General features: G+C 60.1%; 11 protein-coding genes. 9 read left to right on the forward strand and 2 right to left on the reverse strand.

All coding sequences use genetic code 11. The annotated features are described in order from the left end of the window. Window positions 1-94: 94 nt before the first annotated feature. The 8 genes from OSC50_RS25960 (at window position 95) to OSC50_RS25995 (ending at window position 7,307) form a co-directional block, all read left to right on the forward strand. Window positions 95-1,465 carry an OprD family porin gene (locus OSC50_RS25960; RefSeq protein WP_034139726.1) on the forward strand — a complete coding sequence of 457 codons (1,371 nt, stop codon included), beginning with the start codon at window positions 95-97 and terminating at the stop codon, window positions 1,463-1,465. A 270-nt stretch (window positions 1,466-1,735) separates the two neighbouring features. Further along, the gene (locus OSC50_RS25965) at window positions 1,736-2,374 is read left to right on the forward strand and encodes a peroxiredoxin (protein WP_266247350.1); all 639 of its coding nucleotides are present in this window, start codon (window positions 1,736-1,738) and stop codon (window positions 2,372-2,374) included. Between the two features lie 256 nt (window positions 2,375-2,630). Continuing rightward, window positions 2,631-3,224, forward strand: a complete 594-nt coding sequence (gene ssuE / locus OSC50_RS25970) for an NADPH-dependent FMN reductase (protein ID WP_181076421.1) — start codon at window positions 2,631-2,633, stop codon at window positions 3,222-3,224. A 95-nt stretch (window positions 3,225-3,319) separates the two neighbouring features. Continuing rightward, the gene (locus OSC50_RS25975; protein ID WP_266247348.1) at window positions 3,320-4,288 is read left to right on the forward strand and encodes a sulfonate ABC transporter substrate-binding protein; all 969 of its coding nucleotides are present in this window, start codon (window positions 3,320-3,322) and stop codon (window positions 4,286-4,288) included. 25 nt (window positions 4,289-4,313) lie between these two features. Then, window positions 4,314-5,462 carry an FMNH2-dependent alkanesulfonate monooxygenase gene (gene ssuD, locus OSC50_RS25980; RefSeq protein ID WP_181076423.1) on the forward strand — a complete coding sequence of 383 codons (1,149 nt, stop codon included), beginning with the start codon at window positions 4,314-4,316 and terminating at the stop codon, window positions 5,460-5,462. Between the two features lie 9 nt (window positions 5,463-5,471). Continuing rightward, window positions 5,472-6,260: an aliphatic sulfonate ABC transporter permease SsuC gene (gene ssuC, locus OSC50_RS25985; protein WP_181076424.1), complete on the forward strand. Its 789-nt coding sequence runs from the start codon at window positions 5,472-5,474 to the stop codon at window positions 6,258-6,260. Then, window positions 6,257-7,063 carry an aliphatic sulfonates ABC transporter ATP-binding protein gene (gene ssuB / locus OSC50_RS25990; protein WP_253509740.1) on the forward strand — a complete coding sequence of 269 codons (807 nt, stop codon included), beginning with the start codon at window positions 6,257-6,259 and terminating at the stop codon, window positions 7,061-7,063. Before ssuC ends, ssuB begins: the two co-directional genes overlap by 4 nt. Window positions 7,064-7,091: 28 nt before the next feature. Further along, complete coding sequence (locus OSC50_RS25995; RefSeq protein WP_003176783.1) at window positions 7,092-7,307, forward strand: TOBE domain-containing protein; 216 nt, start codon at window positions 7,092-7,094, stop codon at window positions 7,305-7,307. A 119-nt stretch (window positions 7,308-7,426) separates the two neighbouring features. On the opposite strand, the gene OSC50_RS26000 is transcribed toward OSC50_RS25995, so the two are convergent. Beyond that, window positions 7,427-8,050 (reverse strand): TetR/AcrR family transcriptional regulator, encoded by a 624-nt coding sequence (locus tag OSC50_RS26000; RefSeq protein WP_266247344.1) that lies wholly within the window; start codon window positions 8,048-8,050, stop codon window positions 7,427-7,429. 222 nt (window positions 8,051-8,272) lie between these two features. Further along, window positions 8,273-9,649 carry a glutamine synthetase family protein gene (locus tag OSC50_RS26005; RefSeq protein ID WP_034101359.1) on the reverse strand — a complete coding sequence of 459 codons (1,377 nt, stop codon included), beginning with the start codon at window positions 9,647-9,649 and terminating at the stop codon, window positions 8,273-8,275. Window positions 9,650-10,257: 608 nt separating this feature from the next. Here OSC50_RS26005 and OSC50_RS26010 point away from each other — a divergent pair. After that, entirely contained in the window at window positions 10,258-11,616 is a 1,359-nt protein-coding gene (locus OSC50_RS26010; protein ID WP_181076427.1) for a glutamine synthetase family protein, read from the forward strand. The last annotated feature ends 9 nt before the right edge of the window (window positions 11,617-11,625 follow it).

Genomic DNA, 11,625 nt, shown 5'->3' on the forward strand with positions numbered 1-11,625 from the left:
AGTCACTATCTGGCGCTAATCGCGCATCTGTGGATCGAGGGCGTCAGACCCGAGACCTAAGAACTACAAAAATTAGAAACGAGAGGAGCGGTACATGAAGAAGTCCACCTTGGCACTGGCTGTAGCCCTGGGCGCAATCGCTCAGCAAGCAGGCGCTGCTGGTTTCATCGATGACAGTAAAGTAACCCTGGGTCTGCGTAACTTTTACATCAACACCGACAACCGTGATTCGGCTGCTGGCTCTGCTGCCAACAAGCGCGCCGGTGTTCAAAGCAAGCAGGAAGAATGGGGCCAAGGCTTCGACCTGCGTTTCATCTCCGGTTACACCCAAGGCACCGTAGGCTTCGGTCTTGATGCTATCGGCCTGCTGGGCGTTCGCCTGGATTCCGGTGGCGGCACCAACGGTGCTACTGCCTCTTCCTACGGTGGCACTGTGTTCCCGAGCAAGTCCAACGGCGAAGCCGTTGATAACTACTCGAGCCTGGGCCTGACCGCCAAGGCCAAGATTTCCCAGACCGAACTGAAGCTGGGGACTCTGCAGCCCAAGCTGCCGGTCATCGTGACCAACGACGGTCGTCTGCTGCCGCAGACCTTCCAGGGTGGCCAGATCACCACCAACGACATCAAGGATTTGACTCTGGTTGCCGGTCAGATCGAAAAAGCCAAAGGTCGTAACTCCAGCAACGTCGACAACCTGTCGATCTCCGGTGCCAACTCCCGTGGCGCCAACTGGCGTGACAGCAACAAGTTCTACTATGCCGGTGGTGACTACAAGATCACCAAGGACCTGACTGCCCAGTACTACTACGGCAATCTGGAAGACTTCTACAAGCAGCACTTCCTGGGTCTGACTCACAACTGGGCAATCGGCCCGGGCGTGTTGAAATCCGACCTGCGCTACTTCCACAGCACCGATGACGGCAAGAACGGCAACGAGTCGGCCTATTTCTCCTCGGGCAACTACAGCGGCGTGAACTCCGGTCGCGGCAAGGTCGATAACAACCTGTACAGCGGCCTGTTCCTGTACACCCTGGGTGGTCACACCTTCGGTGGTGGTTATCAGGTCAGCAACGGTAGCAGCGACTTCCCTTGGCTGAACCAGGGCGACGGTTCGTCGGCTTACATCACCACCGACATGCAGATCGCCAAGTTCGCCCGTGCCGGCGAACGCACCTGGCAGGCTCGCTACGCGTATGACTTCGCCAAGGTCGGCGTGCCTGGCCTGACAGCGGGCGTCGTGTACCTCAAAGGTACTGACATCGACACCGTTAACGGTAGCCGTGCAGAGTTCACCGGCCAGTCCGAGTGGGAGCGCGATATCACTGTTGCCTACGTGGTGCCGGAAGGCCCGTTCAAGAACGTCGGCGTGGCCTGGAAAAACGCTATGTGGCGCAACGATGTTGCCGCCGCGCGCGACCAGGACGAAAATCGTGTAATCGTCAGCTACACCTACGCGTTCAAGTAACTGCGTAAAACCTTGCCCGGCGCAACGCCGGGCAAGGTGTGTTGCCTTTCAAGTCGGGCTCACCCCCGTAAGCCCTTCCTGAACCCCTCTTTTACAGCGTCTCAAGGCCTTCTCGAACCTTGAAACCGATGGTGCCCTGCGCCCGTTTCAGCGTCCAATGAACGATTTTTAATATTCCTTTATCGTCTAGATAAATCGATATTTATTCTTTTTAAAATATTCACGACCCATGCACAGTGGCCTCCATAAGCACTCATCAGGAGCCACACCATGAGCCTAAGACTGGGCGATATCGCCCCCGACTTCGAGCAGGATTCCAGCGCCGGCAAGATTCGTTTCCACGAGTGGCTGGGCGATAGCTGGGGTGTGTTGTTCTCCCACCCGGCCGACTTCACGCCGGTATGCACCACCGAGCTGGGTTTTACCGCCAAGCTCAAGGACGAGTTCGCCCAGCGTGGCGTCAAACCCATCGCGCTGTCGGTCGACCCGGTGGACTCACACCACAAGTGGATCGAAGACATCAACGAAACCCAGCACACCACCGTCAACTTCCCGATCCTGGCCGACGCCGACCGCAAGGTCTCGGACCTCTACGATTTGATCCACCCCAATGCCAGCGACACCCTCACCGTGCGCTCGTTGTTTGTCATCGACCCGAACAAAAAGATTCGCCTGACCATCACGTACCCGGCCAGTACCGGGCGCAACTTCCATGAAATCCTACGGGTAATCGACTCGCTGCAGCTGACCGACAACCACAAGGTCGCCACCCCCGCCAACTGGCAGGACGGTGATGAAGTGGTGATCGTGCCGTCGCTCAAGGACGAAGACGAGATCAAGAAACGCTTTCCAAAAGGCTATCGCGCAGTGAAGCCGTACCTGCGGCTTACCCCGCAGCCCAATCGTTAACGCGGATATCGCCTCGGGGGCAACCCCCCTCCCACCGTCGATGCACCGCATCTGTAACTGAATCAAAGCAGGGGTTTTCAGGCCGTTTCCACGGCCTTTTTTTTCGCCTGGCGATTGATAGGGCCTATATGTTTTTATGGAATAAACAAATGAAAAAATAAGATTTATAGATATATGAATCAGCTGATAAGGTCTGTTCCATCTTGGCGCCATCGCCACACAGCGAACCGCCGACACCTGCTCAAGGAATTCCTGCATGTTGGTCGTAACACTAGGAGGCAGTCCCAGCCAGCGCTCCCGCTCCGGGGTCTTGCTGGAAAAAACCCGTCAGTGGCTGCAACACAAAGGCGTGGAAGTAGTGAGTTACCAGATACGGGACTTCCCGGCTGAAGACCTGCTGCACGCGCGGTTCGACAGCCCCAAGGTCATCGACCTGCTGGAGCAGGTAGCCAATGCCGACGGTCTGGTGATCGCCACGCCGGTGTACAAGGCCTCCTTCTCCGGTGCGTTGAAAACCGTGCTCGACCTGCTGCCCGAACGGGCCCTGGCCCACAAGGTGGTGCTGCCGATGGCCACTGGCGGCAGCATCGCGCACATGCTGGCGGTGGACTACGCGTTGAAGCCGGTGCTGTCGGCGCTCAAGGCCCAGGAATTGCTCCACGGTATTTTTGCCGAAGACAGCCAGATCGCCTATGGCGAAGGCAACGCCCAGGCGCAATTGGTGCCGGTGCTCGAGCAGCGGTTGCACGAGGCGCTGGACACGCTTTACAGCGCCATGGCCCGTCGCCCAAAACCGCTTGATCCGCATGTGTTAAATGAACGTTTGTTGAGTGCTCGCTGGAGCATTTAAGCCTCACCTGAAACCTGGAAACACTCACCTTACTCAGCCGCCAACGGCCAAGCAGGTGCAGCCAAAACCCCTCATCGCATTTTGGAGAGAGCGCCATGCGCACTGTCATCTTGCGTCGCGGTCTGGTCGCACTGTTTGCTGCGGCCGTGTCCTTCGGCGCCATTGTTCAAGCTCACGCCGCCGAGCCCCTGCGGATCGGCTATCAGAAATACGGCACCCTGGTCCTGCTCAAGGCCAAGGGCACCCTGGAAAAACGCCTGGCCGCCCAAGGCGTGCAGGTGCAGTGGACTGAGTTTCCCGGCGGCCCGCAGTTGCTCGAAGGGCTGAATGTCGGCTCCATCGACTTCGGTGTGACCGGCGAAACCCCGCCGGTCTTCGCCCAGGCTGCAGGTGCCGATCTGCTCTACGTGGCCTACGAGCCGCCGGCGCCGAGCAGTGAAGCGATCCTGGTGCCCAAAGACTCACCGATCAAATCGGTCGCCGAGCTCAAGGGCAAGAAAATCGTGCTCAACAAAGGCTCCAACGTGCACTACCTGCTGGTGCGCGCCCTGGAGGAGGCCGGCCTGAAATACACCGACGTGCAGACCGTATTCCTGCCGCCCGCCGATGCCCGCGCGGCGTTCGAGCGGGGCAGTGTGGATGCGTGGGTGATCTGGGACCCGTACCAGGCCGCCGCCGAGAAACAACTGCAGGCGCGCACCCTGCGTGACGGCACCGGTATTGCCGACAACCATCAGTTCTACCTGGCGACCAAACCCTACGCCGAACAACACCCCGACGTGATCAAGGCGCTGGTGGAAGAAGTGCGTGCCGTGGGCGAGTGGTCCAAGGCCAACCCGCAGGAAGTCACCGATCAAGTTGCGCCGCTGCTCGGCCTGCCGGCGGACATCACGCTTACCTCGGTCAAACGCCAAGGCTACGGTGCGCTGTTTCTGACCCCGCAAGTGATCGCGGCCCAGCAGAATATCGCCGACAGCTTCTACCAACTCAAATTGATCCCCAAGCCCTTGAGCATCAAGGACGTGATCTGGACGCCACCTGCCGCGGTGGCTAACGCGCCGTAATCCGACTTCTTCAGGAGACAACTCCATGAGCCTCAATATTTTCTGGTTCCTGCCTACCCACGGTGACGGCCATTACCTTGGCACCGCCGAAGGCGCGCGCGCCGTCGATCACGGCTATCTGCAGCAAGTGGCCCAGGCGGCAGATCGTCTGGGTTTTGGCGGGGTGCTGATCCCCACCGGGCGCTCCTGCGAAGACTCGTGGCTGGTGGCCGCTTCGCTGATCCCGGTGACCCAGCGCCTGAAATTCCTGGTAGCGCTGCGCCCTGGGATCATTTCCCCGACGGTGGCCGCGCGTCAGGCTGCGACCCTGGATCGCTTGTCCGGCGGGCGGGCGTTATTCAATCTGGTGACCGGTGGCGACCCTGAAGAACTGGCCGGCGATGGCCTGTTTCTCAGTCACGAAGAGCGCTACCAGGCCTCGGTGGAGTTCACCCGCATCTGGCGCCGCGTGCTCGAAGGCGAAACCGTGGATTACGACGGCCAGCACATCAGCGTCAAAGGCGCAAAATTGCTTTATCCGCCGATCCAGCAGCCACGACCACCGCTGTACTTCGGCGGTTCGTCGGAGGCGGCCCAGGACCTGGCGGCCGAGCAAGTGGAGATGGTGCTGACCTGGGGCGAGCCGCCGGCTGCCGTCGCCGAGAAAATCGAACAAGTGCGCGCCAAGGCCGCCAAACTCGGGCGCACCGTGCGCTTCGGCATTCGTCTGCATGTGATCGTGCGCGAAACCAATGACGAGGCCTGGAGAGCCGCCGACAAGCTCATCTCTCATCTGGACGACGACACCATCGCCCGCGCTCAGGCCTCGCTGGCGCGTTTCGATTCCGTCGGCCAGCAACGCATGGCCGCCTTGCATGGCGGCAACCGCGACAATCTCGAAGTCAGCCCCAACCTATGGGCGGGTGTCGGTCTGGTGCGTGGCGGCGCGGGCACGGCGCTGGTGGGCGATGGCCCAACCGTGGCCGAACGTGTGAAGGAGTACGCGGCCCTGGGCATCGATACCTTTATTTTCTCCGGTTATCCGCACCTGGAAGAGTCATACCGCGTAGCGGAATTGCTGTTCCCGCACCTGGATATCGAACGGCCCGAAGCGCCGAAAAGCGCCGGCTACGTCAGCCCGTTCGGTGAAATGGTCGCTAACGATATCCTCCCCAAAGCTGCGTCACAAAGCTGAGGCGGCGCCATGAGTATTGAAAAAGTGAGCCATCGCGTGGCGCCCTGGGTGCTGCCGGTGCTGTTGCTGGCGGTGTGGCAGTTGTCGGTGTCGGCGGGTTGGTTGTCGACGCGCATCCTGCCGGCGCCGAGCGCGGTGATCGAGGCCGGGGTCAACCTGGTGCGCAGCGGCGAAATCTGGACACACCTGGCCATCAGCGGCTGGCGCGCGGGCCTGGGCTTTGTGATCGGCGGCGCTATCGGCCTCGCGCTGGGCTTTATCACGGGGCTTTCGACGTGGGGCGAGCGCCTGCTAGACAGCTCGGTGCAGATGATCCGCAACGTGCCGCACCTGGCGCTGATCCCGCTGGTAATCCTGTGGTTCGGCATTGACGAGACGGCGAAGATCTTCCTGGTGGCCCTCGGCACGCTGTTTCCGATCTACCTGAACACCTACCACGGCATCCGCAACGTCGACCCGGCGCTGGTAGAGATGTCGCGCAGCTACGGTTTGTCCGGTTTCAGTCTGTTCCGGCAGGTGATCCTGCCCGGCGCGTTGCCGTCGATCCTGGTGGGCGTGCGCTTTGCCCTGGGCTTCATGTGGCTGACGCTGATCGTGGCGGAAACCATCTCCGCCAGTTCCGGCATCGGTTACCTGGCAATGAACGCCCGTGAGTTCCTGCAGACCGACGTGGTGGTGCTGGCCATCGTGATGTACGCGGTCCTCGGCAAGCTCGCCGACCTGGCGGCGCGTGGCCTGGAACGTGTGTGGCTGCGCTGGCACCCGGCGTATCAAGTGAATAAAGGCGGTGCGGTATGACGGCCCAACAACCTCCGCGCCTGCTCAAGGGCATCCCCCTGGCGGTGCGCAAATTGCGCAAATCGTTTGGCGCTCGGCACGTGCTTAAAGAGATTGACCTGCACATCCCCGCGGGCCAGTTCGTGGCTGTGGTCGGCCGCAGTGGTTGCGGTAAAAGTACTTTGCTGCGCCTGCTGGCGGGTCTGGACAAGCCCAGTGGCGGCGAGCTGCTGGCCGGTTCCGCGCCGCTGAGTGAAGCGATTGAAGACACGCGGTTGATGTTTCAGGAAGCGCGCCTGCTGCCGTGGAAAAAAATCATCGACAACGTGGGCCTGGGCCTCAAGGGCGACTGGCGGCCCAAGGCCTTGGAGGCCCTGGGCGCGGTGGGCCTGGCCGAACGCGCCAATGAATGGCCGGCGGCATTGTCCGGTGGCCAGAAGCAACGTGTGGCGCTGGCCCGCGCGCTGATCCACCAACCACGTCTGTTGCTGCTCGATGAGCCGTTGGGTGCGCTGGATGCCCTGACGCGCATCGAGATGCAGCAACTGATCGAAAACCTCTGGCAAAAACATGGCTTCACCGTGCTGCTGGTTACCCATGACGTCAGCGAAGCCGTGGCGATTGCCGACCGGGTGATCCTGATCGAAGACGGCGAAATAGGCCTGGACCTGATCGTCGACCTGCCGCGCCCGCGGGCGCGTGGCTCTCATCGCCTTGCGGCGTTGGAAGCCGAAGTGCTCAACCGTGTGCTGTCGCTGCCCGGCACGCCGCCCGAACCCGAACCTGTTTCACCGTTGCCGACGCAACTGCGTTGGGCGCAATAACTCACTTGTCCCACGAAGGAAGAACACCATGACTATTAAAGCCATCAACGTGCGTAACCAGTTCAAAGGCACCATCAAGGAAATCGTGGTCGGCGACGTGCTGTCGGAAATCGATGTGCAGACCGCCTCCGGTATCGTCACTTCGGTGATCACCACTCGCTCGGTCAAAGAGCTGGAGCTGGTGATTGGTAGTGAAGTGATTGCCTTTGTGAAGTCCACTGAGGTGTCGATTGCCAAGTTGTAATTCGCGTCGCCCTTGAGGCTGCCATCGGGGGCAAGCCCCCTCCCACAGTTTGATCTGTAAACACATTCAAATGTGGGAGGGGGCTTGCCCCCGATGAGGCCGCCCCACCATCACAAGGCTCAGCGCCTGGGCAGATAAACCGGCAAATACAGCCCCACATACGCATCGAACACGCGCATCCCTTCCTCGGCCATGCGCGGCGTGATCAGCCCATGCTGATGCACCGAGCGCGCATACACGCGGTCGCTCAACTCCAGCGCCAGGGCGAACACATCCACATCGCTGGGCAGTGTCGGCAGCTCGAAATGGCGGTTGAACACCTTGAACATCAGATCGCCCAGTTCCAGATCATGCTGGCGGTCGGCCTGGGTCACTTCGGTGAGGCCATGCTGCGCCAGGATCAACTGGCGCGCGGCGGCGTCCTGGTCGTAGATGGTGAGCATGCGCTGCTCGACAATGCAGGACAGGTCGCGCCATTGCTTGAGGCATTCATGGTCGATGGGGGCCTGAATCGCCGCGCGAAACGCCCCATGCACATCGGCCGTCAAAGCCTCCAGCAGCGCCGGCACACCGGCGAAAAAGTGATACACCGACGACGGAGGAATCTGCGCGCGTTCGGCCACGCTGTAGATCGACAAACCTGCCACCCCTTCGGCGGCCAGCAGGGTGCGGGCGGCGTCCAGAATCGCATCGATCCGGGCCTGGCTGCGGGCGCGGGGTTTGCGAGGGGCGGTAGCGGTCATGGAAGTCTCCTACAAGGCAGCGGGCATTGTATGAGCAGGAATCTGTGTTGTCTGCCAGGCAGCTATCGGGGGCAAGCCCCCTCCCACATTCTGAAAGCATTCACAGGTCAAAATGTGGGAGTGGGCTTGCCCCCGATAAGACCGACCCGGTCTCTCAGAACAGGCCCATAAAAAAACGCCACAGACCCAAAGCCTGTGGCGTTTTTTTATCGCCGCAACCGCTTACACGGTATGCAGGTACCAGTTGTACTCAAGGTCGGAGATGGAGTGTTCGAACTCTTCCAGCTCGCTTTCCTTGCAGGCGACGAAGATGTCGATGTACTTCGGATCGATGTACTTGGCCATCACCTCGCTGTCGTCCAACTCGCGCAGGGCATCGCGCAGGTTGTTCGGCAGGCTCTGCTCGTTCTGCTCGTAGCTGTTGCCTTCCACCGGTGCGCCAGGCTCGATCTTGTTGGTCAGACCGTGGTGCACGCCTGCCAGGACCGAAGCCATCAGCAGGTAAGGGTTGGCGTCGGCACCCGCTACGCGGTGTTCGATACGCACCGCATCGGCCGAGCCGGTCGGTACGCGAATCGCCACGGTACGGTTATCCAGACCCCAGCACGGCGAGTTCGGCACGTAGAACTGTGCGCCGAAGCGGCGGTAGGAGTTGACGTTGGGGCACAGGAACGCCATCTGGGCGGGTAGGGTCTCCAGCACACCGCCGATCGCGTGACGCAATGCGGCGTTCTGCTCGGGATCCTCGCTGGCAAAGATGTTCTTGCCGTCCTTGTCCAGGATCGAAATGTGTACGTGCAAACCGTTGCCTGCCTGGCCTGGGTAAGGCTTGGCCATGAAGGTGGTGTCCATCTCATGGTCGTAGGCGATGTTCTTGATCAGGCGCTTGAGCAGTACCGCGTAGTCGCAGGCCTTGATCGGGTCGGCCACGTGGTGCAGGTTCACTTCGAACTGCGCCGGGGCACTTTCCTTGACGATGGCGTCGGCCGGGATGCCTTGCTCTTTGGCACCTTCCAGAATGTCCTGGAGGCAGTCGACATATTCGTCGAGGTCGTCGATCAGGTAGACCTGTGTCGAGTGCGGGCGTTTGCCGGAGATCGGCGAGCGGGGCGGTTGTGGTCGGCCGTTCACGTTCTCCTGATCGATCAGGTAGAACTCAAGCTCGAAGGCGGCGCAGATGGTCAGACCGAGGTCGTCGAATTTGCTGACAACCTGGCGTAGTACTTCGCGCGGATCGGCGAAGAAAGGTTCACCTTCCAGTTCGTGCATGGTCATCAGCAACTGCGCGGTAGGGCGCTTTTGCCAAGGTTCATTGCACAGGGTGTCGGGGATTGGATAACAGATTCGGTCAGCATCGCCGATGTCCAGACCCAGGCCGGTGCTTTCCACCGTCGAGCCGTTGATATCCAGAGCAAATAAAGAGGCAGGCAGGTTAATGCCCTTCTCGTAAACCTTGTGGAGGCTGGTGCGTTCGATGCGCTTGCCGCGCACCACACCATTCATATCCGCAATTAGAAGGTCTACGTACAGAACCTCAGGATGATCCTTAAGGAACGCGTTCGCTTCGTTAAGCTGAACGGCACGCGGGGGTACCGACATGATGCAACACCTTTGTTGTTAAAAATATCAATCATTGATCTTTTCTGGTTTCAGTCAACCCGAACGGCATGCCGAAGTCAAGCGAGGCCTTTTTTGCCCTAAAAAAGCGCCGTGACGGCTTTTTTGGGGCTTTTCGGGGCGTTTTTTTCGCTTTGACCGGCTTGGGTACCGCAGGCTTGAGCGGGCCGTGTTGTATTTTTTACGGGGGTGTTGTGTAAAAAAATGAACAAGGCTAAGCTCGATTCAAACCCATAACAGCAATAATACCGGGGTGCTTCATGTCTCGCCTGCCGCCAATCGGCGTCTCGGCCTGCTTCACACAGGCTTTGTCATCTGTTCGTTCTTCCTGCGTGAATGCCCATGCCCCGGCCAATATTCTTGACGCCTCGGCCGACCTCTTTTTCCCCCCTTCACTCACCTCGCCTTCGCCCCTGAAGGGCGCCGACCCTGGGTGCCGCTCATGATTCTGCACAAGTTTGGCGTGAGGAATGCATCTGCGCTCCAAATGGCAGGTAAGCTCCTACCCTGAGTGAAGAAACGACGCGGATGCTGCGTCAACCAACGCCTGGCCTTTAATGGATGCCAGGAAACCCAGCCCAGAGGCATTTATGAGTAACAACCTCGACCAGCTCACCGATTGGTTGAAAGACCACAAGATCACAGAAGTCGAATGCATGATTGGCGACCTCACCGGTATCACCCGGGGCAAAATCTCGCCGACCAACAAGTTCATTGCCGAAAAAGGCATGCGCCTGCCCGAGAGCGTTCTGCTGCAGACCGTGACCGGCGACTATGTCGAAGACGACATCTATTACGAACTGCTCGACCCGGCCGATATCGACATGATCTGCCGCCCCGACCAGAACGCGGTATTCCTGGTGCCCTGGGCCATCGAGCCCACCGCCCAGGTGATCCACGATACCTACGACAAGCAAGGCAACCCCATCGAGCTGTCGCCGCGCAACGTGCTCAAGAAAGTCCTCAAGCTCTACGCCGACAAAGGCTGGCAGCCCATCGTGGCGCCGGAGATGGAGTTCTACCTGACCAAGCGCTGCGAAGACCCGGACTTCCCACTGCAACCGCCGATCGGCCGCTCCGGGCGCCCGGAAACCGGTCGCCAGTCCTTCTCTATAGAAGCGGCCAACGAATTCGACCCGCTGTTCGAAGACGTCTACGACTGGTGCGAGCTGCAGGAACTGGACCTCGATACCCTCATTCATGAAGACGGCACGGCGCAGATGGAAATCAACTTCCGTCATGGCGATGCGCTGTCCCTGGCCGACCAGATCCTGGTGTTCAAGCGCACCATGCGTGAAGCCGCACTCAAGCACGACGTGGCCGCCACCTTCATGGCCAAGCCGATGACCGGTGAGCCCGGCAGCGCCATGCACCTGCACCAGAGCATCATCGACATCGCCACCGGCAAGAACGTCTTCTCCAATGAAGACGGGACCATGAGCGAGCTGTTTCTCAACCACATCGGTGGCCTGCAGAAATTCATCCCTGAGTTGCTGCCATTGTTTGCACCCAATGTGAACTCGTTCCGCCGCTTCCTGCCCGATACGTCGGCGCCGGTGAACGTGGAATGGGGCGAAGAAAACCGTACCGTGGGCCTGCGCGTCCCGGACGCCGGCCCGCAGAACCGTCGTGTGGAAAACCGCCTGCCGGGCGCCGATGCCAACCCGTACCTGGCGATTGCGGCCAGCCTGTTATGCGGCTACATCGGCATGGTCGAAGGCCATAAGCCGAGCGCTCCCGTGGTAGGCCGTGGTTACGAGCGGCGCAACCTGCGCCTGCCGTTGACCATCGAAGACGCCCTGGAACGCATGGAAAACAGCAAGACCATCGAGAAATACCTGGGGCACAAATTCATCACAGGCTACGTCGCGGTCAAGCGGGCCGAGCATGAAAACTTCAAGCGCGTCATCAGTTCGTGGGAGCGGGAATTCCTGCTCTTCGCCGTCTGATGCGCCGGG

It is taken from the genome of Pseudomonas quebecensis (genome assembly GCF_026410085.1).
In the GTDB taxonomy this organism is placed as follows: domain Bacteria; phylum Pseudomonadota; class Gammaproteobacteria; order Pseudomonadales; family Pseudomonadaceae; genus Aquipseudomonas; species Aquipseudomonas quebecensis.

Excerpts from the sequence above, each read along its gene's own strand:
- OSC50_RS25960 (WP_034139726.1), top strand. The coding sequence starts at position 95 with ATGAAGAAGTCCACCTTGGCACTGGCTGTAGCCCTGGGCGCAATCGCT.
- OSC50_RS25965 (WP_266247350.1), top strand. The coding sequence starts at position 1,736 with ATGAGCCTAAGACTGGGCGATATCGCCCCCGACTTCGAGCAGGATTCC.
- ssuE (WP_181076421.1), top strand. The coding sequence starts at position 2,631 with ATGTTGGTCGTAACACTAGGAGGCAGTCCCAGCCAGCGCTCCCGCTCC.
- OSC50_RS25975 (WP_266247348.1), top strand. The coding sequence starts at position 3,320 with ATGCGCACTGTCATCTTGCGTCGCGGTCTGGTCGCACTGTTTGCTGCG.
- ssuD (WP_181076423.1), top strand. The coding sequence starts at position 4,314 with ATGAGCCTCAATATTTTCTGGTTCCTGCCTACCCACGGTGACGGCCAT.
- ssuC (WP_181076424.1), top strand. The coding sequence starts at position 5,472 with ATGAGTATTGAAAAAGTGAGCCATCGCGTGGCGCCCTGGGTGCTGCCG.
- ssuB (WP_253509740.1), top strand. The coding sequence starts at position 6,257 with ATGACGGCCCAACAACCTCCGCGCCTGCTCAAGGGCATCCCCCTGGCG.
- OSC50_RS25995 (WP_003176783.1), top strand. The coding sequence starts at position 7,092 with ATGACTATTAAAGCCATCAACGTGCGTAACCAGTTCAAAGGCACCATC.
- OSC50_RS26000 (WP_266247344.1), bottom strand. The coding sequence starts at position 8,050 with ATGACCGCTACCGCCCCTCGCAAACCCCGCGCCCGCAGCCAGGCCCGG.
- OSC50_RS26005 (WP_034101359.1), bottom strand. The coding sequence starts at position 9,649 with ATGTCGGTACCCCCGCGTGCCGTTCAGCTTAACGAAGCGAACGCGTTC.
- OSC50_RS26010 (WP_181076427.1), top strand. The coding sequence starts at position 10,258 with ATGAGTAACAACCTCGACCAGCTCACCGATTGGTTGAAAGACCACAAG.